20 protein-coding genes, 1 tRNA gene and 1 pseudogene are annotated in these 22767 nt (G+C 60.7%); 8 read left to right on the forward strand and 14 right to left on the reverse strand.

What is annotated here, in order from left to right:
• Positions 1-117: 117 nt before the first annotated feature.
• The 5 genes and pseudogenes from ftsY to CFE428DRAFT_RS22660 form a co-directional block, all read right to left on the reverse strand.
• Positions 118-972 carry a signal recognition particle-docking protein FtsY gene (gene ftsY, locus CFE428DRAFT_RS22635; RefSeq protein WP_006981985.1) on the reverse strand — a complete coding sequence of 285 codons (855 nt, stop codon included), beginning with the start codon at positions 970-972 and terminating at the stop codon, positions 118-120.
• Between the two features lie 6 nt (positions 973-978).
• Positions 979-1434 carry a transcription antitermination factor NusB gene (nusB, locus tag CFE428DRAFT_RS22640; RefSeq protein ID WP_006981986.1) on the reverse strand — a complete coding sequence of 152 codons (456 nt, stop codon included), beginning with the start codon at positions 1432-1434 and terminating at the stop codon, positions 979-981.
• Between the two features lie 9 nt (positions 1435-1443).
• Entirely contained in the window at positions 1444-1923 is a 480-nt protein-coding gene (gene ribH, locus CFE428DRAFT_RS22645) for a 6,7-dimethyl-8-ribityllumazine synthase (RefSeq protein WP_006981987.1), read from the reverse strand.
• Positions 1924-2050: 127 nt separating this feature from the next.
• A complete protein-coding gene (locus CFE428DRAFT_RS22650) occupies positions 2051-3319 on the reverse strand; it encodes a bifunctional 3,4-dihydroxy-2-butanone-4-phosphate synthase/GTP cyclohydrolase II (protein ID WP_162145303.1) in 1269 nt (422 codons plus the stop codon).
• Positions 3320-3499: 180 nt separating this feature from the next.
• Positions 3500-4683 (reverse strand): annotated as a pseudogene (locus tag CFE428DRAFT_RS22660) (phosphopentomutase).
• Between the two features lie 141 nt (positions 4684-4824).
• Between CFE428DRAFT_RS22660 and CFE428DRAFT_RS22665 the strand changes: the two are divergent.
• From CFE428DRAFT_RS22665 to CFE428DRAFT_RS22680, 4 genes are all read left to right on the forward strand, one after another.
• Positions 4825-5760, forward strand: a complete 936-nt coding sequence (locus CFE428DRAFT_RS22665) for a GDP-L-fucose synthase family protein (RefSeq protein WP_042725548.1) — start codon at positions 4825-4827, stop codon at positions 5758-5760.
• A gap of 87 nt (positions 5761-5847) precedes the next feature.
• Positions 5848-7284, forward strand: coding sequence for a PAS domain-containing sensor histidine kinase (locus CFE428DRAFT_RS34270; RefSeq protein ID WP_162145304.1), 1437 nt, complete (start codon positions 5848-5850; stop codon positions 7282-7284).
• Complete coding sequence (locus tag CFE428DRAFT_RS22675) at positions 7281-7943, forward strand: response regulator (RefSeq protein WP_006981992.1); 663 nt, start codon at positions 7281-7283, stop codon at positions 7941-7943. Before CFE428DRAFT_RS34270 ends, CFE428DRAFT_RS22675 begins: the two co-directional genes overlap by 4 nt.
• Positions 7944-8014: 71 nt before the next feature.
• A complete protein-coding gene (locus CFE428DRAFT_RS22680; RefSeq protein WP_006981993.1) occupies positions 8015-8287 on the forward strand; it encodes a hypothetical protein in 273 nt (90 codons plus the stop codon).
• Positions 8288-8296: 9 nt separating this feature from the next.
• On the opposite strand, the gene CFE428DRAFT_RS22685 is transcribed toward CFE428DRAFT_RS22680, so the two are convergent.
• Together CFE428DRAFT_RS22685 and CFE428DRAFT_RS22690 are read right to left on the reverse strand one after the other, a co-directional pair.
• Positions 8297-8710 (reverse strand): ATP-binding protein, encoded by a 414-nt coding sequence (locus CFE428DRAFT_RS22685; RefSeq protein WP_006981994.1) that lies wholly within the window; start codon positions 8708-8710, stop codon positions 8297-8299.
• A complete protein-coding gene (locus tag CFE428DRAFT_RS22690; protein ID WP_006981995.1) occupies positions 8707-9984 on the reverse strand; it encodes a PP2C family protein-serine/threonine phosphatase in 1278 nt (425 codons plus the stop codon). Before CFE428DRAFT_RS22690 ends, CFE428DRAFT_RS22685 begins: the two co-directional genes overlap by 4 nt.
• A 105-nt stretch (positions 9985-10089) precedes the next feature.
• Between CFE428DRAFT_RS22690 and CFE428DRAFT_RS22695 the strand changes: the two genes are divergently transcribed.
• Positions 10090-10836 (forward strand): hypothetical protein, encoded by a 747-nt coding sequence (locus tag CFE428DRAFT_RS22695; protein ID WP_006981996.1) that lies wholly within the window; start codon positions 10090-10092, stop codon positions 10834-10836.
• Between the two features lie 189 nt (positions 10837-11025).
• Positions 11026-11109, forward strand: a tRNA-Leu gene (locus tag CFE428DRAFT_RS22700).
• Positions 11110-11796: 687 nt separating this feature from the next.
• On the opposite strand, the gene CFE428DRAFT_RS22705 is transcribed toward CFE428DRAFT_RS22700, so the two are convergent.
• The 4 genes from CFE428DRAFT_RS22705 to CFE428DRAFT_RS37660 form a co-directional block, all read right to left on the reverse strand.
• A complete protein-coding gene (locus CFE428DRAFT_RS22705; RefSeq protein WP_006981998.1) occupies positions 11797-12915 on the reverse strand; it encodes an HPF/RaiA family ribosome-associated protein in 1119 nt (372 codons plus the stop codon).
• A gap of 265 nt (positions 12916-13180) precedes the next feature.
• Positions 13181-14083, reverse strand: a complete 903-nt coding sequence (locus tag CFE428DRAFT_RS40795; protein ID WP_337442754.1) for a thrombospondin type 3 repeat-containing protein — start codon at positions 14081-14083, stop codon at positions 13181-13183.
• Positions 13992-17825: an autotransporter-associated beta strand repeat-containing protein gene (locus CFE428DRAFT_RS22715; protein ID WP_042725553.1), complete on the reverse strand. Its 3834-nt coding sequence runs from the start codon at positions 17823-17825 to the stop codon at positions 13992-13994. The genes CFE428DRAFT_RS40795 and CFE428DRAFT_RS22715 overlap by 92 nt, the downstream gene beginning before the upstream one ends.
• Before the next feature lie 168 nt (positions 17826-17993).
• The gene (locus CFE428DRAFT_RS37660) at positions 17994-18158 is read right to left on the reverse strand and encodes a hypothetical protein (RefSeq protein WP_157447601.1); all 165 of its coding nucleotides are present in this window, start codon (positions 18156-18158) and stop codon (positions 17994-17996) included.
• A gap of 692 nt (positions 18159-18850) precedes the next feature.
• Here CFE428DRAFT_RS37660 and CFE428DRAFT_RS22725 point away from each other — a divergent pair.
• A complete protein-coding gene (locus tag CFE428DRAFT_RS22725; protein ID WP_006982003.1) occupies positions 18851-19033 on the forward strand; it encodes a hypothetical protein in 183 nt (60 codons plus the stop codon).
• Between the two features lie 87 nt (positions 19034-19120).
• Here CFE428DRAFT_RS22725 and CFE428DRAFT_RS22730 read toward each other — a convergent pair whose 3' ends face one another.
• A complete protein-coding gene (locus CFE428DRAFT_RS22730) occupies positions 19121-21574 on the reverse strand; it encodes a right-handed parallel beta-helix repeat-containing protein (RefSeq protein ID WP_157447602.1) in 2454 nt (817 codons plus the stop codon).
• A gap of 390 nt (positions 21575-21964) precedes the next feature.
• Between CFE428DRAFT_RS22730 and CFE428DRAFT_RS37665 the strand changes: the two genes are divergently transcribed.
• Positions 21965-22159 carry a hypothetical protein gene (locus CFE428DRAFT_RS37665; protein WP_042725556.1) on the forward strand — a complete coding sequence of 65 codons (195 nt, stop codon included), beginning with the start codon at positions 21965-21967 and terminating at the stop codon, positions 22157-22159.
• Between the two features lie 29 nt (positions 22160-22188).
• Here CFE428DRAFT_RS37665 and CFE428DRAFT_RS37670 read toward each other — a convergent pair whose 3' ends face one another.
• Together CFE428DRAFT_RS37670 and CFE428DRAFT_RS22740 are read right to left on the reverse strand one after the other, a co-directional pair.
• Entirely contained in the window at positions 22189-22386 is a 198-nt protein-coding gene (locus tag CFE428DRAFT_RS37670; protein ID WP_006982005.1) for a hypothetical protein, read from the reverse strand.
• Positions 22355-22630, reverse strand: a complete 276-nt coding sequence (locus CFE428DRAFT_RS22740) for a hypothetical protein (protein WP_006982006.1) — start codon at positions 22628-22630, stop codon at positions 22355-22357. The genes CFE428DRAFT_RS37670 and CFE428DRAFT_RS22740 overlap by 32 nt, the downstream gene beginning before the upstream one ends.
• Positions 22631-22767: the final 137 nt, after the last annotated feature.

Raw genomic sequence — 22767 nt, forward strand, 5'->3', positions numbered from 1 at the left:
ACGATCACACCTTCGTTCGTATTTCCAGTAGAGCGGCCGGGTTCTTCGACTGCGCGTCCCGCCACTCCACCATCGGGACGCTCCGCTCAGAATGACCCCGATTGAAAACCGGCAGATCTACAGCATCTGCTCCACGAACTGGCGGCTTTCGAAGAAGGCGAGATCTTCCATCTTTTCTCCCGTACCGATGAAACGGGTCGGGATGCCGAGCTCGTTCTGGATGGCGACCACACAACCGCCTTTGCCGCTGCCATCGAGCTTGGTGACGATCACACCCGTCAAACCGGTGGCGGCGTGAAATTCCTTCGCTTGTTGCAACGCGTTGCCACCAGTGGTCGCATCGACCACGAGCAGGGTCTCGTGCGGTGCTTGCGCGTCGGCCTTGGCCAGCACGCGTTTCACCTTGCCGAGTTCACCCATGAGATTGGTCTTGGTATGCAGACGGCCCGCGGTGTCGCAGATCAGGAACTCGACGTTCTTGCGATCGGCGGATTGATACGCCTCGTAACAGAGCGCCGCTGGGTCGGAATTGTACTGACCTTTGACGATGTCGATATTGAGCCGTTCGGCCCACACGCCGAGCTGCTCGATTGCCGCCGCACGAAAAGTATCTGCCGCGGCGAGCATCACGCTATGGCCTTTGCGTTGGAGAAAATAGGCGAGCTTGGCGGTGGAGGTCGTCTTGCCGGTGCCGTTCACGCCGACGACGAGAATCACCTTCGTCTTGGAAGCCAGCGGGCGGAGCGTGACGCTATCACGCGGCAGCACCTTGATGATTTCCTCACGCGCGACTTTGACCACGGTCTCCGCCGTCAGCTTTTCCGCGTCCTCGCGACCCTGCAGCGCCGTCATGATCCGCGTCATCATCGGCACGCCGAGGTCGGCGCGGATGAGGCTCTCCTCCAATTCATCCCAGTCCACCGGTTTGCCGGAGAACTTCTGGATCAGCGATTTGAAAAACCCGAACGCCATCGTCGGCTACGAATTTCCTGGCGATAGCGCTTCGCGAGCGGGGCGGCCCACCTCTTCCTTGATGCGGTCGAGAATACCGTTCACGAAACCGCCGGATTTGTCGGTGCCAAATTTCTTCGCCACCTCGATAGCCTCGTTGATGATGATGACCGGGGCCACGTCGGGCGAATGCAGCAACTCATAGATGGCGACCCGCAGGATGTTGCGATCCACCACGGCCAGTCGGTCGAGTTCGTAGTTGGCGGTATATTTTTTGATATACCCGTCGATCTCCTCGAGATGCTTCCGCACGCCCAGCGCGAGCTGCTCGGCGAAGATGCGCGTCTTGGGCGCCACCGGAGCCTTTCCGGGCCCGGAGCGGAGCATCCAGAATTGCTCGGCGTTCACCGGCGTTTCGCCGCTGAGGTCGATTTGATAGAGATATTGGACGGCCGCTTCACGGCCTTCGCGTCGTTTACCCATGGGTGGAATTTAGCGTACGTTGCGCAAAGTGCTCATGGTTTGCACCATGCGGGCGGCGCAACGGGCCGCCTCGGTGCCGCGGTTGATTTCTTCATCGAGGCAACGCGCCCTGGCCTGCTCTTCGTTTTTCACCAGCAGGACCTCGTGAATGACCGGCAGGCGTTGCGCCAGGCTCACCTGCTGCAGGGAATGAGTCACCGTTTTGGCGATGAGCGCGGCATGTTGGGTTTCGCCTTCGATGATGACTCCGAGGGCGATGATGGCATCCACGTTACCCCGCGAGGCGACTTCCTGGACGATCAGTGGAATTTCGAAAGCGCCCGGCACTTCGTAAGTGGAGATATTAAAGCTTGGCGAGATCGCCTCGAGTTCGCGCCGGGCATGATCCACGAGCCCACTCACGTATTCGCTATTGTACTCGCTGGCGACGATGGCAAAGGAACGCCGGGCGCCGATTTGGCGGGGGCGGGATGGGATGGCGGTGGACATGAGAGGGTGGATGGTAGTGCGGGGCGGGCGCGGTGCAAGGGAAAGGAAGGAATGCGGAAGCAGGAATGCGGAGTGCGGAATAGACGCCGCTCTTTGTTCCGAATTCCGAATTCCGAATTCCGAATTTTTACAGCAGGTGCCCCATCTTGAGCCGCTTGGTTTCCAGGTACTTGGCGTTGTGCTTGTTCGGCGGGGCCTTGATCGGGACGACTTCGACGATTTTCAGTCCGTAGCCTTCGAGGCCAATGACTTTCTTCGGGTTGTTGGTCAGGAAGCGCATTTTGCGCACGCCAAGGTCGGAAAGGATTTGGGCGCCCATGCCGTAGTCGCGCAATTCGGCGGGGAAGCCGAGCTTGAGATTGGCTTCCACGGTGTCGAGGCCTTCCTCCTGCAGCTTGTAGGCGTGGATCTTGGCCGGAAGGCCGATGCCACGGCCCTCCTGGCGCATGTAGAGGAGCACCCCGTTGCCGGCGGCTTCGATCTGCTGGAGCGCGGTGTGGAGCTGGTTGCCGCAATCGCAGCGCATGGAGCCGAAGACGTCGCCGGTGAGGCATTCGCTGTGCACGCGCACGAGCGTCACTTTCTTCGGCGAGATGGCGCCCTTGACCAGGGCGAGATGGTGCACGCCATCGACGATGGAGCGATACATGTGCAGCTCGAAATCGCCGTAGTCCGTGGGCAACTGGATGACCTGCTCGCGTTCGATGAGTTTTTCGCGGCTGCGCCGGTAGACGATGAGGTCCTCGATGGAGCACATCTTCAGCTTGTGCTTTTTGCGGAACTTCAGGAGCTCCGGCAGGCGGGCCATGGTGCCGTCGGGATTGAGGATTTCGCAGAGGACCCCGGCCGGTTGCAGACCGGCGAGTCGGGCGAGATCGACGCTGGCTTCGGTGTGGCCCGCGCGCCGCAGGGCGCCGCCGGCTTTGGCTCGCAGTGGGAAGACGTGGCCGGGTTGGACGAGATCCTGTGGCGTGGCCTTCGGGTCGACCAGGATCTGAATGGTCCGCGCGCGATCATGCGCACTGATGCCGGTGGTGACGCCCTTGGCCGCGTCGACGGAGACGGTGAAATCGGTACGATAGCTTTCGCGATTTTCGAGGACCATGCGCTGCAGGCCGAGCTCTTCGGCGCGCTCCTCGGTGATCGGCGCGCAGATGAGCCCGCGCCCATGCATGGCCATGAAATTGACGGCATCCGGCGTGATCTTTTCCGCGGCCATGACGAGGTCGCCCTCGTTTTCCCGGTCGGCATCATCCGTCACGATGACCATCTTCCCTGCGCGAATGTCCTTGATGATGTCTTCGATGGGATCAAACAAATGCGCCCCGTTGCCGGTCTTCGCCGGAGCAGCGGGTTCATTCACCTTTTTGAGAGGGGCCTTGGGTTTCTTGGGCATGGCAGGGAAGTCAATGTGGAACATCCAACATCCAACACTCAACCTCCAACATCGAATAAAAGTCTACGCCGCGGGGATCGTTTTCTTACTCTTAATCGTAATCTTAATCCTAATCCCCTCCGAAACGGTCGAAAGGCAGATTAAGATTACGATTAAGAGTAAGATTAAGAAAAGACGGCGCTAGCGCCGGTGAAAATACGTTTTCACGTGTCTCTGCTGGAGGGTGATGAACGATTCGCCGACCGGCCATTTATGACGCAGGCGGAAAAATTCGGCGAGGGTGGCGGCGACATCGGCGAAGGTCCGGCGCGTGCCGAGGGCGAGACTGAGGCCACCGTAGAGGACCATGAGCGGGACCTCCTCGCGGGTGTGGTCGGTGCCTTTCCAAGTGGGGTCGTTGCCGTGATCGGCGGTAATGATGACGAGGTCTTCCTCTTCACAACGGAGAAGAAAACCGGCCAGCCAGGTGTCGAAATCCCACAGGGCCCTGGCGTAGCCGGCGACGTCGCGGCGGTGGCCGTAGAGCATGTCGAAATCGACGAGGTTGGCGAAGATGAGCCCGTCCCCGCCGTCCGACCACAGTTCGTCGATGACTCGCAGGCCATCGATGTTCGAAGTCGTGGTGGTGGAGTGGGTGATGCCGCTGCCCCCGAAAATCTCGTTCACCTTGCCGACGCCCTCCACGCGCATGCCGGTCTCGGCGATGGCGTGCAGCACGGTGCGCGGCGGGACCATGGAGAAATCGTGGCGTCCAGTGGTGCGCTCGAATTTGCCCGGCTCGCCGAGGAAAGGGCGCGCGATGACCCGGCCGATGCGCAGGGCATCCGCATGCCGCCGGGCGATGCGGCAGATTTCATAGAGGCGCTTGCGCGGAATGACCTGCTCGTGGGCGGCGATTTGCAGGACGGAATCGGCTGAGGTGTAGAGGATGGGTTTTCCCGTGCGGAGATGCTCGCTGCCGAGCTCCTCGAGGATCGTCGTGCCGCTGCGCGCGTAATTGCCGAGGAATTCGACTTTGGCGTCGCGTGAGATGGCGGCGACGAAATCAGCCGGGAATTCGGTGAAGGTGGCGAAGGGGTGGTCGAGGATGGCCCCGGCCATTTCCCAGTGACCAGTGGTGCTGTCCTTGCCGGCGGAACGCTCGCGCATGCGGCCAAAGCTGCCGATGGTGCCGCGCGAACGGGCATCGAAGACATCGGCCGTGAGAATTTTCCACAAGCCGAGGGAGAAAGCGCGGGCAGCGTGAGGCTGGGTTGCGCGGCAAAAATGTGGCCGAGCGTATTGGCGCCGCTGTCGCCGTAGGCGGCGGAATCCGGAGCCGGACCGCAGCCGACACTATCGAGGACAAGAAGCAGAGCACGCATGGCGGGCGGGAAGATGTACGGAGAAGTGCCAAGAGCCAAGTGCGAGGAGCAGTAATCAGTAATCAGTGATCAGTGATCACTGACTACTATTTCCCACACTGCCCTCTTGGCACTCTTCCCCTCTGTGCTAGCCTGCGGCGCTTGAAGAAATCCGATACCATTTTCGTTGCCGGCCACCGCGGCCTTGCGGGGGGCGCCATTTTTCGTGAACTGCAGAGTGCGGGCTATGCGAACCTGTTGACGCGGACGCGGGCCGAAGTCGATCTGAGCCAGCGTGAAAAGGTGCGCGCCTTTTTTGAAAAGGAACGGCCGCAGGTGGTGGTCGTGGCGGCGGCGAAGGTGGGTGGGATCAAGGCGAACAACGATTTTCCCGTCGAGTTCCTGCTCGAGAATCTCAACATCCAGAACAACCTCATCGAGGCGGCGTACGATTTCGGTGCGGAGAAACTGCTCTTTCTCGGCAGCTCGTGCATTTATCCGAAATTCGCGCCGCAGCCGATTCCCGAGAGCGCGCTGCTGACCGGCGCACTGGAACCGACGAACGAGCCCTACGCGCTGGCCAAGATCGCGGGGATCAAGTTGTGCCAGGCTTACGCGCGCGAATATGGGCGCAATTTCATCAGCGCCATGCCGACGAATCTTTACGGCCCGGGCGACAATTTCGATCTCAATACCTCGCACGTGTTGCCGGCGTTGCTGCGCAAGGTGCATGAGGCGAAGGATCGGGGAGATGCCACGGTCTCGGTCTGGGGCACCGGAACTCCACGCCGGGAGTTTCTCCATGTCGAAGACCTGGCGCATGCCTGCCGTTTCCTGCTGGAGAATTACGACCAGCCGGAATTCGTCAATGTGGGTTGCGGGTCGGATGTGACGATCCGGGAATTGGTCGAGCTGATCTGTGAAGTCGTGGGCTTCAAAGGGGAGCTGGCTTTTGACTCCACGAAGCCAGATGGGACGCCGCGTAAATTGCTGGATACGAGCAAATTAACCCAGCTTGGCTGGCGTCCGCGCATCTCCCTGAAAGACGGCATTCGGCAGACTTACAATTGGTATTGTCAGAGACTCGCTTCTCAGTAGGTTATAGCTTTTATGGATAGTGGAGCCGATGATCTCTCCCTCACGAGAGTGGCCGGGGTGCGTCCCCGTGAGCGAGGCAGCGTACCGGTGAATAGTGAGAACGAGTTGTTGCGGCATCTCGCGGATCTTTCGCCGATCGGCATTATTCATACGGACAGGAAGGGGCGATTTGCCCACGTCAACGCGCGTTGGTGCCAGATGACAGGCTACACGCCAGATTGGGCGATCGGGCGCGAATGGGAGGAGGTCGTGCATCCGGAGGACGTGGAGGGGGTGCGGGAGACTTGGGCGCGGATGAACGAGTACGGCGTGCCGTTCAGCCAGGAGTTTCGCTACATGCACGCCGATGGCCGGGCGATCTGGGTGTGCAGCGAGGCGATGGAATTGCGCGACGGACAAGGGCGGCTCAACGGCTATCTCGCCACGGCGACGGAGATCACCGAAGTGCGGCGGATGCGCGAGGAAGTGCAGCGGTGCAGCGCGGAGCTGGAGGCGCGGGTCCGGGAGCGGCTCATCGAGTGGGAAAAGATGGCCATGATCGTGGCCGCTTCGGCCGATGCGATCATCAGTTGCGACATGAATGGGCGGATTGTGAGTTGGAATCTAGCCGCCGAACGGATTTTCGGTTATATCGCCGAGCAAATGATGGGGGAAACGACGATGGCAATTACGCCGGAGGACCGCCGAGAGGAAGCGGAGGCCATCCAGCATCGCGTACGGAAAGGGGAACGAATCGATCACTTCGAAACCCTGCGACTGGCGCGGAACGGTGAGTTGATCGACGTGGCGATGTCCATTTTTCCCCTGCAGGACGCCAGCGGCGTGGTCACGGGAACCTCGGCGGTGATCCGCGATATTCGCGAGCAGAAGGCCGCGGAACGCCGGTTGCGCCAGCTTTCCGGGCAACTTCTGCGCGTGCAGGACGAGGAACGGCGGCGCCTCGCGCGAGAGTTGCACGATTCCACGGCGCAGACGCTCGCCGCGTTGTCGGTGAATCTTTCCTTGCTGAGCCAGCATGGCGATCAACTGACGTTGGAAAAGCGGGCCAGCCTGTTGAATGACAGCCTCACCCTGGCCGATGGAGTGGGCCGCGCATTGCGCACCCACGCTTACTTGTTGCACCCGCCGCTGCTGGAAGAGTGCGGCCTGCCTGCCGCTCTGCGCTGGCTCGCCGAAGGATTTTCCAAACGTAGCGGCATCACGGTGGATCTGGATCTGCCGCCGAACCTCGGGCGCTTCGATTCCGAGCGGGAATTGACGCTCTTCCGCGTGGTGCAGGAAAGCCTGGCCAACGTGCATCGCCATACGAAGAGCCCTTCGGCACAAATCAAGCTGCAACAGCAGTTTGACGAAATCACCATTGAGGTGCGCGACGAAGGGGGCGGCGAAGCTGCCCCGAACGAAGAGCAACCTGGAGTGGGGATCGGCGGCATGCGTGAGCGACTTGCGCAAGTCGGCGGTTCGCTCTCCATTTGCCTTCAGCCTACCGGCTCCGTCGTCCGCGCCCGTCTCCCCATTTTATGACTACCGAACTCAAGACCCGAATTCTACTCGCGGACGATCACGACATCGTCCGGCGTGGCCTTCGCACTCTGCTGGAACTGCGCTCCGATTGGGAAATCTGCGCCGAGGCCTCCGATGGGCGCGCCGCCGTGCAGTTTGCTGAGGACTTGGCCCCGGACATTGTCATTCTGGATTTGAGCATGCCGGAACTGAACGGGCTCGAAGCCGCGCGCCGCATTGCCGCCCACTGCCCGCGCAGCCGCATGCTGATGCTCACCATGCACGAAACCGAGCAATTCGTGCGCGAAGCCCTCGCGGCCGGGGTACGCGGTTACATTCTGAAGACCGATGCCGGTCGCGACCTGGCCAATGCCGTGGACGCGCTCATCCGCGGGGAGACCTTCTTTGCCTCGCGCCTCGCGGCGACCATTTACGCGGCGGAATTTGCCGGCATGGGCCGTCGGCGCCGTTCGAAATCGCAGGCGGGCCTGACCCCGCGCGAACGGGAGATCCTGCAATTGCTCGCCGAGGGGCGGAAAAACCGTGATGTCGGCAAGGCCCTGAACATCAGCGTCAAAACCGCGGAAACGCACCGGGCACGCATCATGGCCAAGCTGGGCATCGATTCGGTGGCCGATCTCGTCCGTTACGCCATCCGAAATGGGCTGATCGCGCCCTGAAATGCGACGAAAACGTCAAAAAGCGATGTAGTCAGAAGGCCGCAAATGTGCCAATATGCGGAGTAGTCCGTATGACCAAAGACCGGATTCGCGGATATTGCCCGAGATGTGGCCATGATCAGTTGTTCGAAAAGAACCACATCCATCATGGCGTGCATCTGTTTCTGACGATCATCACGCTTGGGCTTTGGCTGGTGAGTTGGGTGTCGATTGCGTTTTACCACAAGCTGCGTCCCTGGCGTTGCCAGCAGTGCGGTTGGTACAAGCCGCTCCCCCGACCGCGTGCGCGGGAGCGGGAGCGCTCCGCGGAATCGGACGAAGTGCGGGACGGCCAGAAAGTGTAACCTGTCCCGTTACTCCTTGTGATGGTGGTTCAGGTGCTTCTCCAGCACGAGCTCGGTGCCCTCCTTCTTTAAATTGTAGTCCACCTGATTGAAGGCGCGGCGAATCAGGTGAATGCCCAGGCCGCCGGGTTGCACGAGATCGAGCGGACGGCCCTGCAGTTTGCTCGGATCGCATTGCGTGCCGTAGTCGCGCAGGCGGAAGCGGAAGCCCGCCTCGGTCTCTTCGCAGACCAGGCAGATGAGCTGATTCGGCTCATGATGATACGCGTAACGGATGACATTCGTGCACGCCTCATCGAGGCCGAGGACGACCAGGTCTTTCTCCGCTTCGGGGATGTCGAATGGCTTGAGGAACTGCCGGATGAAATCGCGGACGAGCGTGAGATTTGCGGGGTGGCTGGCAAATTCGATTTCGCGCTTCATTGGAAACCAAAAACGAGAATGGTCAGGTCGTCATGCGGCTCGGCTCCCTGCCGATGATTTATTTCACCGCGGTTCAGGCCGTCCACGACATCGGTGGCGCTGGCAAATTCCCGCGAGAGCAAGCGTTGCACGCCCACGCCATCCAGCGGCACATCCTCGCGATTAAAGGATTCCACCAGGCCGTCGGTGTAGAGCACGAGCCATTCATTTTGCGCGAGGGTGAGCGTATGCGAGCGCGAGGGCAGCTCCGGCAACAGCCCCAGCGGCGGCGAGCCGGGAATCTTGATCTCCTTCACGCCGCTCTGCGCCGTGGTAAAGGGATGGCAGTGCCCCGCGCTGCAAAGCTCCACCTCCCGGGTGGAAAGCACGAGCCGGCCGAGCATGGCGGTGATGAACATCCCGCGAATGGTGTGCCCGCTGATCATCGCATTCCACCGCGCCATGGCCGCGACAGGCGAGATGCCCGGCTTCACGATGAGGCGCAGAATGCTCAGCGCCTGCGCCATGAGCAGCGCCGCGGGCATGCCCTTGCCGGAGACATCGCCGACCACGAAATAAATTTCGTCGGGTCCCGACTCGATGACGTCGTAAAAATCTCCACCGACATTCAGCGCCGGCCGATAGGTGGCGGCGAAATGCACGTGGGAAAGTGAGGGCAGTGATTGCGGCAGGAAGCTTGCCTGGATCTCCCGCGCGAAGGCGAACTCCTGTGCCACGCGCTGCTGCTCCTGCTGCCGCTCGATGGTGCGTAGCTTGTCGATCGCCGTAGCCGCGAGATCGCCGTAGGCCCGAAAGGCAGCCAGATCGTCCTCATCGAATGCCTCGCGGCCGATGGGGTTGAGCACTTGAAGGACACCGATTTCCTTTCCTTTTCGCTGCATCGGCGCACAGAGGATCGAGCGGGTGCGAAAGCCGGTCTGCCGGTCCGTGTCCTTGAAAAAGCGCGGGTCGGCATACGCATCGGGCACGAGCAGCGCCTCGCCGTGTTCCAGTACCCAGCCGGCGATGCCCCGCCCTCGGGGCACCACGATCCGCGCCTCGGGCGCCGAGGTGCCGGCCATGATCCCGCCGCTCGCGTAGGTCAGCTCCAGTTCGCCGTCGCCGTTCACCAGGAAAAGCGAGGCGGCCTCGACTTCCATGACGCGCCGCGCCACCTCGAGGATGGCTGGGAGCAATTCGCTGGATTCGGTGATCGCATTGATGAGGGCGCTCACCTCTACCAAGCCTTTGTAGAGTTTCAACTGGCGCTCGAGCGAGACTGGGGAAAGCGACATCGCACTGGATTATTGAATGAGGATGCCGCGCGAAGAAAGTGCAAATGCCTGCCCCTTGCTCATTCTCGCTGGAAAATCGGTCCACCCTGTTTCATCATTACGGAGATGAAAGTAGCATTTCTCGTTGCACTCGTTTTGTTTCCGCTCGGCGCGTTGCACGCGGCGGACACGGCTTATTCCGCCTTGCGTGTGCTCGGCAAGCGGGATGGTCAGGAAGTTCTCAATCACGTCACCGAACTGCGCGGTCACGATGGCACGCCCCAGCCTGCGGTGTGGAAGATCGTGCTCGACGACCCCCGGGCTCGCGGCGGCGTGCGCGAAGTGGAAGTGCAGCACGGCAAAATCGTCGGCGAACGCACCCCGACCTCCCACGGCGTGAGCAGTTCGATGAATTTCAACCAGCTCAACCTCGATTCCGAGGGCGCCTTCACCATCGCCAACCAGGAAGCGCAGAAGGGCAACGTGCCGTTTGATCACGTGGACTATCGGCTCCGCGCCGGCACCGGTGGTGGGGCGCCGGTGTGGCAATTGGATCTGCTCGATGGCCAAAATGGTCACGTAGGATCCGTGGACATTGCCGCGGACAGCGGTTCGGTGCTGCGCAAGGATTTCGATCGCAATCGCCCGGTGCAGGATGACCACGCGTATCTCGACGACAACCATAACCCACCCCCGCCCCCATATCAGGCGTCACGGGGCGATACCGACGAGGGCTATTCCCATTCCGGCGAACCCTTCAAGAGCGTGCCGGATTTCTTCCACCGCCTCGGCAAGCGCTTCGAAAGGCGCGGCCACGAAATGCAAAACTTCTTCACCGGCAAGAACGTGCACGACGGAGTGGAAGATCGGTAAGGAAACATCCAACCCCCAACTCCCAATGAAGGAAAGCGCCACCGTTCTACGCTTGCGCCATTGGATGTTGAGTCGAGGCTTTGCGAGACGCCCATGGTGCCGTTGGGGGCAATGCTGGATATTCAAAGAGCCTAAGCTCTTTGCCGCTTGCATTCCCGCCAAGCAGTCCTTACTTTTCGCGGCCCTAAAGCCGGCGTGGCGAAATTGGCAGACGCGCTAGACTCAAAATCTTGTTCCCGAAAGGGAGTGTGGGTTCGACCCCCTCCGCCGGCACTTTCTTTCAGTTCGAATGGACCTGAGTTTGCAGGGATGGGAATGGCTTGAAGGTTTGACGAAATTCGATGACCCCTATGATCGTTACTCGAGCCACGGCCCGCGTTTGAGACGGAGAAGGAAATGTCCAAGGTTGCGTGGTCGCTCCACAATTGGGCCCGCGTGTCCTTCTGGATTTTGGCCGTTTATAGTTATAAACAGTTCGCCAGTGGCGCGGTAGGGGCAGCCCGAAAACTCGGTCATCACTTCGGAAGCGCCGATGGCATCGAGACGCAATACGCCTCTTTCCGCGAGCGAGCCACGCGAAAACGGCTCAGTCACCACTACATCGACCCGCCAGAGCATCACCGGAGAATATGCTTCGCTTACTCCACGGATGATTCGCGGAGAAGACGCAGCAACGCCTCCGTGTCAACGGGCCTGGAAAGTTCCTCTATTTCTGAAGCATTTCGTCGACCGACAAACACTGTGTCTTCACACGCCGTAAGGAGGACGTCTGGAGCAAATTCTTTGATTGCCCCACTTGCTTCCTTTGAACTGCCTTCAGAGCGCACTTCGAACCCGTGCTCGCGAAGGAGAACCTCTAATGTAAAAGCCAGTTGCACGTTTGGACTGACGATTAAGACCTTGGAAGAAGGCATGCGAAGGTCTCCTAATTTTTGTGTCCTACACGGTCGCAATCCGGACTCAACGGGACCGCAAGTTCTCAGGGAGCCCAAGCTCTTCGTCGACGGGGCGAGGGGCACAAACCGTTCGGCGGAGGAAGTCACGGAGGCGAGGCTGAATCTTTTCGATGAACGCCAGAATGTCGGCCTCTGGCTGGTGAGTGATCTTCGCTACATCTGCCACTTCCAGTCCGACCAGATAATGAAGCTCAAATATCTGTCGTTCCAGCGAAGGCCATGTTTTCACCTCCTGCTGAAGGCGTTCGACAAGCTCTCGGCCCGCGATTGCAGAGTCCGGTGGTAGCATTTGACCATCGACCACCCGGTCCTCTGGGAGTGATTCCTCTTCGGCTTCGAAGCTTTCGGATGAGCGGTCGCAGGTTGGCTGGGTTTCGCAGATCTGCGCTTCGTGTGAGGATATGCCCTCAGGGGGAATGACGCGAAGGCGCATTTCCTCAGCGAAGCGTCGCACCTGCCGGTCAACTTCCTCCTGCACCAAACGGAAAAACCATTGCTGATAAGTGACCGGGGCTGGTTTCGGAGTTCCGCCGATCGGGTCAATGACGATGCGTGCGACTTCGTCTACGACATCACCGGCATCCAGCGCCCCGACTGGAATGTCGCCGGTGAGTTCAGCCATACGCAGGACTCGTACGGCATGAGAGAGCAGCGAGGGGTGATGGGCCGCAAACAGTTGGGCGGCAAGATCGACATGGATTCCCAATACGCCATCCGCAGGGGGTGGCGAGGCGAACCGTGCTTCCTTTGCGGTCCTCAAGGCCGCTCGCCGTGCCGGTCGCTTCCAACGGTAATCGCCCCGCAGGTCCGCCTTTAGGCTCATCACCTCGCGCTTCAGGGCATTGACAGCGGTATTGATGGTCACGAGCAGATCCGTACCTGTTTTCTCCGCGTGGAGGATATTGGACGGAAGCCGCAAGGTAAGCCGGACCTCATAGAGGCCTTTCTTGGCCATTTTGTCCAAGACCACCTGGAGGTGAATCGAGTCAGGCGGAAAGTGGACGAGCAGTTGAGAAAGCGCTGCGATCTTTTCAGCGAGTTTTTCCCGCACCGTCACGCCAGGGTGAAGGTGCCGATTTACAATGTGCCACCGAATGGCGGCGGGACGTTCAATGGGTCTCATACAGGTAGGTTCCTTTCTAGCTGGATGGATTTGATGAATTTTCTCCTGTGACAATCTGCCCGACGAATTTGTTCACCAGAATTTTTCTGCGGCCTCTTGTGACCGGCCGACATTACCTGCTTGCCAAATTCTCCACCGGGGTTGGCGGCGCAGGTAACGCTTGTCTCCTTTGTGGGGCTCGATCAGTTCGCGTTTGCTGGTGCGCCGAGAGGAGCAGCAGGATAGAGGAGGAAGCCCCTGAAACCGGGATAAGAGTCGAGGGGACTCATGGGGTAACGATTCTGTAAAAGCGTTGGCTCTGTGCCGCTGCGCCGGCGTCGGTGAGTTGCACGACGCCGCCGGTGCCGGCGATGTTGGCCTGCACGGTGGTCCACGAGGCGTTCTGCAAAGTGTTGGAGCGTTCGAGGCGATACGTTTTTCCCATCACGGTCGGAAAACTTACGACGACGTCATTGCCGCTGAACGTAATGCCACTCACCCGCAGCACGCTGCCGGCGTTGTTTGGGTCGGTGCCTGCGGCGTATTCCTGCGCGTTCGTCATGCCGTCGCCATCGGGGTCTGCGCCGTCGGCCGCGTTGCCGCTATTGGCCGTGCTGCCGAAATTCGCGAGCCGCCAACTCTCCTGCGGCGTCATCACGGTCAGCGAGAGGGTGCCGCCGCTTGCGCTGAGGGTACAAACGTAGCCCGAGGGCGTCGAGCCGAGAGCGAAGCTGCTGGCGCTAATGCCGCTGGCGCCGGTGATGAGCGAATACGTGCCCGAGCCGGCGAAGCCCGCGAGCGCATTGAGATTGATCGTCGTCGTGCCGCTCGCGGAAAATGGGCCGCTCACCGCGATCTTGTCTGAGGTCCCCGTGCCGGTGAGATCCATGTTCACGACCGCTCCATTATTGAGCGTGAGGCCGCCGGAGACCGTCAGCGTGCCCGCCGTGCCGGCGCCGCCGTTACCCGGAGCGATCGCGCCGCCGCTGGCCACGGTCGTTGCGCGCGCCACGGTTCCCATTCCCGCCAGCGTGCCGCCGCTATTGACGGTCAAGGTCCCGGCACCGCCGAGAACGCCGGTGATGTTCAGGAAGCCGCTATTGATCGTCGTTGCTCCGGAAAAGGTGCTCGTGCCGGATAACGTCAGCGTCCCGCCGCCCGTCTTGGCCAGACTGCCCAGTCCGCTGATGGCCGCCGAGTAAGTCGCGCTCGCATTGTTGCCTCCGAGGGTCAGCGCGATCGCATCTGTGCCGTAGGCGTGATTGACTTGATCGTAGCCGGTCAACACCAGCGGGGCGCTGCCGCTGATCACGCCAATCGTCGCGGAGCCAAGCCCCGTTTTGAACACAATGGGACTGGGGCCGAACTTCAGGTTGCCGCCCAGGAATCGCCGATGTGGCGACGGTCGCATTTTGCAGCGCCGTGCTGCCATTGACACCGAGGTAAACGCCGCCTTCGCTCGTGGTTGTATTCTCGTTGATCGTGACGGTCCCTGAGTAAGTGTTGGCATTGTTCGAGAAGGCGACAAACGACGTATCGTAGCTATTGCCCGTATTGATGCGCGTGTGCTGGATCGTCAACGCGCCGGCACCGCTCACGACCCCGTCGAGAGCCAGGCCCTTGTCTTTCTCAGCCGCGGAATTGTTGCCCGCGTTGTAGGTCGAGCCGAGCACGCCGCCGGACGCTGAAACCGTGATGGCGCCGGTGAGATGCTGGTTCGCGTCGTCCGCGTAAACGGAGCCGCCCGCGATCGTGATATTATTCGCCGTCGTGCTGATGTTTTGATTGCTGCTGACGCTGTAACCGGCGCGCAAAATCCCTCCCATGTTCACGGTCACGGAGCCGGTGCCCAGATTCGTGTTGGCACCGTTGGCACCGGCGACTCCGATCGTGCCAGCATTGATCGTCGTGCCACCACTGTAGGCGCTCGCGCCGGAAAGTCCCAGTGTTCCCGTGCCCGTCTTCAGCAAGGCTAAAATGCCCGTGCCGTTGTCCTTGATCGTGCCTGCGAACGTCGTGCTCGTATTCGCCGCGCCGACGCTGAGCACCGATGTCGTGGAGTTCGTGTTGTTCACAAATTGCCCGCTTCCAGACAGCGAACCGAAGCTGAGCGTGTTGTTCCCGACGTTGACGCGCACCCGGCCGGCAGTGGCGTCGTTGAACACCCACGCGGCGCTGGTGCTACCGGCATTGGGCGAATTGAAGCTCACTGCAGCGCCGCTGTTGACGGTGAGTGTTCCGCTGTAGCCGCTGTTATTGCCGAACGTCATGGTCGAGGCGGCGCCGCTGTTGGTCAGCGTCAAAGCCCCCGAGCCGCTGAGGCTGCCGCTCAAGGTGGCGTTAAAGCCAGCCATCTCGAAACCCGATGCGCCGGTAACCGCGATGTTGTTGGCGAGAGTAAATCCGCCGCCGGCCTTCAGTGTGCCGCCGTTCAAGGTCACCGCTCCCGTACTGAGCGCGCTCGCGTTACCGAAAGTCAAGGTGCCCGCGGTGACCGTTGTGCCACCAGTGTAGGTATTCGCCGTGGAGATAGTCGCGGTGCCGCTTCCGGTCTTGGACACGCTTCCATTCCCGCTGATGACGCCGCCCATCGTTAAATTTCCTGTGTTGGGGGTTAGATTGTGCGCGCCGGTGGAAAGCGCCATGGGAAGGTTGACTGTCTGCGGATACGTGACGTTGTTGGTGATGTTTCCCGTGAGCGTAATGGCATTTCCTGTGAGGGTGAATGCCCCGGCTCCGGCGTTGAACATCAGGTCGGCGAACGACGTGTTGGTGGGGAAGTTGTTCGTATTCGAGAGTCGCGTCGTTCCCGCGAAACTGAGGGTGTGGCCCGCCGCAGACGGGGTGTTCCAGTTCGCAGCCGTCTGCCAGTTGCCATCCGCGCCGCCACCCACCCAAGTGTCCACCTGGGAGCCCACACCCACGGCGAGTTCGGGAGCGAGCGCCGTGTTGCCGGACGCCGTGGTCGCGAAAACCGTGTAGTAATAAATGGTGCCCGCGGTGACGGTGGAATCCAGGTAGCTCGTGCCGCTGATTCCGCTCTGGAGCGTCGTGTAAGGACCGCCTGACACGGAGGATCGCTCGATGGTGTAGCCTCCGGTTTCGCCGGCAAAAGCGTCCCAAGTGAGGTTCACGGCGCCGCTGCTGAAAGATCCTGCCAGCCCTGTCGGCCCTACCAGAGGCGGATCGGGCAGGTTCGGATCGCTCGCGATCACGTAGCGCAGCTCCATGGGCGAAGGTGTCGCGCCCGCGCCGGAGAGCGCGCCGGTGGCCGCCGTGAAGATCGACTTCGTAAGAGGCGACCACGTGTTGCTCCTGGCGGTATAAAGATCGTGCTTCCAGAACATCGCGCCACCCACCGCAGCCTCCCAGTAGCCGAAGATCGAGCGCTTGTTGTCGCGCGAAATTTGCGTGCCGCTGGCGATGGAGTTCGTCGCGCCATCGAGCTTGATGCCGTTGAACGTGAGCTGCCACCGGCCCTGGTTGAGATCCATCCGAATTTCCACCGGTGAACCCGTACCGGTGAGATAGCCGGTCTGTGTGGCCGTCCACGCCGTGGAATAGGCGGGCACGAAGCTGAAATAGCCGTCGTAGAACACCACCTCGCCACCGGAGTCGGGCCGCGCGCTGATGATCATGCGATTCTGCGAGCCGTTCTGCGTGATGGTGACGAGGATGCCGGGATTGCTGCCGGTGGTTACCGAAATTGGCGCACCGCCGCCCCACGTCTCGTTTGCGAACCATAGGCCGAAACACGTTTTCTGGTTCGCCGGCGCGGCGTTCTTCACCTCCCAGAGCCAGCGAACGGTCGAGCCATTCGCGTTGTCCCAGTAAAACGTCGAGCCTGACTTCGCAACCGCCATGGCCGTGAGCGTGGGCGTGAGGGTGTAGGTGGTGTTGCCACCCGAGGTCGCCTCCACCGCCGACGCGCCGGACTGGCTGATGTTAGTCATCCCAAAGAAGCCCCCCGCGCCCGCTGTGATGTTGGCATTCACCGGGAAAATGTCGTTGCGGTCGAGATAATCGATCGCCTCTTCCATCTCCGCGTCGGTGGCATCCTGATGCGTGCCCGGGCCGTCGTAAAGAAAGCACGTCTGCCCCTGTGGTTCGAAAGCGCAGTGGAAGCCTTCGACAAAATAGTCCTCCCGGTAATCGTCGTAGCGTGTGATGATATACGAGCGCAGCTTGTTTGCTCTCCCCGAAGCCTCGATGGAATTGTGCAGCGCGTTGTCGGTCAGGTAATAGTAGAGAAACGGCTGATCCGAGTAGTCGAAGTAAGAGTCCGACTGGCCGCTGGTGTTCGGAATGTAATCCGGCGTCACCTCGGCGAGCCGCGGAAGGGCGAATCCCGACGACGGCGCGGTGCCGTGGATGACTTCCGAATGGTAAAACGCCAGCCCGCTCGCCGTGCGGGCGCCGCCGGATTTGCCCGACGTGTAAGCCCGGCGCGGGTCGATATTGAACAGCTCCTTCGCGCGATAAATGGCCAGGAGCGCAGCGCCATAGCGATCCGCGGAATTGGCGTTGTTGCCGACATTCCTCGGTGCGATCCAGATGACATTCTTGTCCTTCGACGCGGTCTGAAGCACGATTCCCGTCGAGGGGTCTGAGGTGATGTAAACCACCACGCCATAAGGCTTGCTCCCGTCATAGCCCGGCGGCACGTAAACGTCGTAAAGCCAGCTATTCAGGTTCAGATCGTAATTCACCACCTGAGGCCAGGTGCGATTGATCACGGAAGGATTCTGAAGAGCCCCCAAAGTGATGCCGCTGAACAAGCCCGTTCCTTGCGACCACGTGCCCGCCCGGAGCAACGAGCCACAGAGCAGGAACAGGAGCGCGGTGAGAATAAAAACCGATCGGCCGGGGTGGCTGCGCCCAGCAGCGGACACGTGCGCGGCGTGGCAAAAAGGAGGGACATTGATTTTCATGGTGGAAACTGAATCAGTGGGGTGCTTTTCCCACGGGGTTCGGATCATGGCGTCACGGTCACCCGGTAAACCGCGTTGGCTGTGCAGCCGGATGAATGTCAGTCAGCTGGATAAAACCCTCGGTGCCGCTCGGGTCGTTTCCGTTGGCCTGCATGCAGCCGAACCGGGTTAGTCCGCATCAGTCACGATACGCGGCGCGATTTGCGAACCGATGGTCGCGTCCATGGCCTCGCGAAAATGGCTCTGTCCGACGGGCACCATCCCAAGCAGCCCGACTCGTGAGAAGGCAGCGGTGCGGCGGGCCGACATGGATGCTGGGAGGGCAAATTGCATGAGGGTGGGGAGCGTGTCGCCACGGCCGCTTCGACAATAGTCGCATGGATGTGTGACATGCGGGGGGCGTACGAGTGGGGATCGGAAGGGCTCGAGGCCTCAGCGCTTGGAAACAGGGAGGCTTCCGCGACTGGGAACGTTTCCAGGAAGCCCCGGCTGGAGGCGCGCACTTTTCTCGAAAAAGCCGGGGGAGTTCCTGGATCCCCGCCGAGGGGAAAAAGCGGCTACTCGTTCCTCGACCGCCCAGGCGGCCGGTTCGCCCGATCCCTCCTGCAACTCCTGCGCGAGACCGAACAGCGGGAGAGTGGGCCAGACCGGACGCGCGATTTGCTGAACATCGCGCGGGAACTGATGCGGTGCGACAGGCTGAGCATCAGCGGCAGAGCACGGAGGTCACCCAACAACAATGCCTGATGAAGAAACAGTAGGAGGCGAAAAAGCAGCAGAGCGACGTCCTGCGCTTCCAGCTGAGAGAGATGGATACCATTCGCGCCGGCTCCCTGCAGGGCGCAGATCCAAGTGGGGAATGGCAGCAGCGGAACCAGCGTTTTCACCCAGAGCGGCAACGCCATTGTGAATACCAACGGCAATGCGGTCTTCATCGGCGCGTTTGCTGGCGGCGCCAACACTTACAACCTCGATGGTGGCATTCTCGCCGCTGCCCAAGTGCTTACTGGAACGGGCACCGGGACATGCAACTTCAATGGGGCACACTCCAGCCCTTCGCCAGTAGTACCAGTTACTTTCCGGCCGAGGTTACCGCGCAAGTGCGCAACGGCCGGGCGTTCATCAATGCCAATGGCTCCGACGGCACCTTCGCCCAAAGCATCGGGCACTCCACCATCTCCGGCGGCAACTTTTGGATGGCGGGTTGACTAAAAATGGCTGGGGGACCCTGACATGACTGGCGCGCTGACCTATACGGGCGTAACTTGGGCCCAGACCGGCCGCCTGGTTTTCGCTTAAGGAAACGAAAACGCGGGGACGTTTCCCGAGCCGCTGCCGGTGAAGGTGCTGGGGGCGTAGTTGTGATAGGCGGCGCCGGGGGCGGTGACGTTGTTGTTGAGAAAGGTGCCCGTGCCCACGAAGATGCTATCCACGTCGATGCCGTCCCCGGTGGGGTTCATGACTCCATCGACAGTGTTGTTGCTGAAGGTCAGCGAAGAGCCCTGGGTGTCGCCGTTGTAGAGGTGAATGCCGCGCCAGAGGGAGTTCAGGATGTAGTTGCCGTCGAAGGTGACGTTGGTGATGGCGGGCGACGTGTTCGGGTAGCCCCAGTCGGGATAGATCCAGATCGCGCCGCGCCGTTGACCGCCAAGGTCACCGCCGCCGCGGACGATCGTATTGCCGGTAATGGTGGCGCCCGTGGTGTTGTACATGTGATAGGCACCGGGTATGTTGATCGCCAACGCGCCGCAGACATCGCTGTCGGCGAAATAGTTGTAGCTAATGACGTTGTTGTAGCCGCCGGCCAGGTCGAAGTTGGACGCGCCCCAGTTCGCCTGGGCGGTATTGTAGATGGCGGTATTGTCGTGCGAGGGGCCGGCGAAATTGGTGCCGTAGCCGGCGAGGATGGCCAGCGCGTCGTCGCCGGTGCCGCGGACGTGGCAGTTGGAGATCGTGACCAGGCTGGTGTTGCCGTCGAGGTGAATGCCGTCGGCGTAGGTAAAGCGGACGCGACAGCCGGTGATGAGGCCGTTACTGGTGTTGTCCATCCAGCAGCCCACGTTGCTATGGGTGACCCAGATGTTTTGGATCTTCCAGTTGGTGGCTCCGGCCGCATTGTCAAAGGCGGGTTGGCCGCTGGAGCGGGTGGTCAGGGCGGCGCTGTCGAGCGCCAGGTCGTGGACTTCGGCTCCGCTGCCGGAGAGGGTGAAACCCATATACCCGCCCCAGCTGGATAAGTTCGGATCGTAGGTATTGATAAGATTCGTATACCACATGCCGGCGCCATAAATTTTCACGGCGTTCACGCTCAGGACCGCGCTCTGGCAATAGATGCCAGTGGGGATCCAGACCCCTTTTCCCGCTGTCTGGGCGGCATTGATGCAGCTTTGGATGGCCGCGGTGTCATCCGCGATGCCATTTCCCACGGCGCCGTAGCTCAGGACAGAATAAGTGTTCGCCGGCTGAACGAGCGCCGCGGGAACGTTTTCGAGATCGATACTGTCGATGTTATAAGGCGTGCCCGTATCGCCTGCATCCACTTCGAGTCGCAGGGTATCTCCCGGATTGAGCGTCGCCCCGGAAATGCGCGCGCGGGTTTCCTCCCAATAAGCCTTGGCTGCTTCGTTGTGATAGGAACTGAGCGACAAGGCGCTGAGCACTTGCGAAGCCGCGCCGCCGTTGGTTCCACTGGTGGTGTAAACGATCTGTGTGACCTGGCGGGGGGTGGTTTCGTTGTTCACCCAAAGATGCAGCGTCGCTCCGGCGCCCGTCCGGGTATTATAGGCGGCGGTGTAGGGAACGTTGTGGCGAATGACGATGGAATTCGCCGCGTTCGTCACCTGAAACGTGAGCGATTGCCCTTGCGCGGCAAGGGTGGCGTAAGCGCGGCCGGAGGCTTCGATCATTGGGACGTCCGCCGTGCCGGTCGCGACCAGATTGGCGGACGTGAGCGCGGTCACCGTGGCGCCGCCGCCCAGCGTCGCGGCTTCTGCTTCATAGGTGGTAAAAGGAACGGAAGCCCCCCCCGGCGTCGTCACCGAAAGACTGTCGAAGAGCCCGCTGGTATTGCCGCTGAGAAAAATCCGCGAGAAGGTGGTGTAAGGCGAAGTGGTGTCGGTGTAGGTGGCCTTTTGCACGCCATCGACGAACAGCGTGAGGGTGTGGGTCTGCGCGCTCCAGCTCAACTGAAAGAGCGCGAAGGGCGCGGAGATCGCGGCACTCGTGGTGTTGCCGGCATTGTGGCCGGAAGCGACGATCGGCGTGAGCGCTGTCACGCCGCTGCTCATGTTGAAGGTCAGGCTCGAAGGACTGGCGACGTTGTATTTGGTGATCCAGACCGTGCCTTGGGATCCGAACTGCGTGGCTTGATTGTCGCCCCACACGAAACCATATCCCTGGGTTCCGGCGGCGTTGAACACGCCGACCCACTGGCCGCGGGAGTAAGCGGTGTTGAGCACATTGATCGAGGCCGTCCAATCGGTCGTCATCGTCCGGCTCAAGTTGGCGTCGATCACTCCATTCGCCAGGCTGATGTAAGACGGAGAAAGGCTGGGATTGTTCGTCACGATCGAGGGAACATTTCCCGTATTGGCCGACCAGACGGCATTCATGGGCGCCGTCCCGGTACTCCATCCAGTGTAGTTGAAGCCGTCCGCGGAGACGCTTTGCTGCTGTTGCGCCTGGGCCAGCGAGAAAGAGCAGAGAGCGAGCAGGCAGCCAAAAAGAAGGGAGGAGGGATGGTGTTTCATTTGGGGACGGAGGAGGGTGGGGAGCCGCGCGAGACGCGGTTTGGGGGTATGCGGCGATTCTCCACGAACCGCCGTTCCGGTCATCTGGCCATTGGTCGACTTCTTACCTAGACTAAAGTCAAGGTGCCGTTGGCACGCGTGGGAACAACTGTGTGAAAGACCGGGACGGGTATCGTATTTGGCGCCAGCATCATCGGTGATTTTATTCTGTTTCAAGCTCTCCGGAATCGGGAGTGAAGGTGGGCAGACGATTAGAGTCTCCGCGCCGGTTGAGAGTGCCTCGCTGACAGTCAGATGAATCAATCCGGCGCGGAATAGTAATTCTAAGATACGTATATACACGAAAACCCATTGGACAGGTGGCATTTCCCATGCTCCCTTCCAGCGCTCATGCAGGACCATCACGTTGCCACCATTAAATTTCTCAATCCGCTGTTGAAAATTAAGCAGCTTCAGTTGGCGAAAGCGGCCCATACGCCGGAATTTGCGACTTTGAACGCGGAGTTCGAAAATCTTCGCAAGCGGCTTTGCCTGGAGATCGAATACGCGATGGCAGCGGATAACGACCGCGAGCACGGCTTCTGAGATCGCGATTGGCTGCGGTTGCGGGGGCTTTAGCCCGGATTCAAGGCGGTAACCGAGTAACGGTTGTTCCTCGCCAGATCGACCACGGTGGTTCGGTCTCCCCGGATGAGGATCGGCACGATCAAGTCCCCCGCGAAGTCGGATTGGGCGTGGATGGTGTAGCGCCCGGGACGCAGAGTAACTAGCTCGGGCGTTTCATCCCAGGGGCCGAGATGGGTTGCGAACACGGAAAAGAAAGCGATCGCGGCTGTCGTAAACGGCGTAGGAAGTGTGCGGATAGAAAAGGGTATCCGAACTGAGGGGTGGGAGCTTTACCGGCGTGTAAGCGACGAGGTAGCCGTGCGACCGCGGCTTCGGAGGGGCGGGTGCCGGGCCGACGGTATCGAGAACGGTGGCCTGGGGAATATCGGCGCAGCCGCTGACCAGTGCCGCCATGACGGCCAGCAACAAACGAGTGGCGTGATGTTTCATGGAACTCCTCCTCGTAGATACGTTCGCCAAATATACCCCGCGCGCCCGAAGCGGAAATCAGTATTTTCCAACGTGCATGATGCAGTCGACACGACTGCATGAAATCACCTACGAAAAAGTGTGTATTTTTCGGGGAA

Origin of the sequence: Chthoniobacter flavus Ellin428, assembly GCF_000173075.1 — a bacterium.
In the GTDB taxonomy this organism is placed as follows: Bacteria; Verrucomicrobiota; Verrucomicrobiia; order Chthoniobacterales; family Chthoniobacteraceae; genus Chthoniobacter; species Chthoniobacter flavus.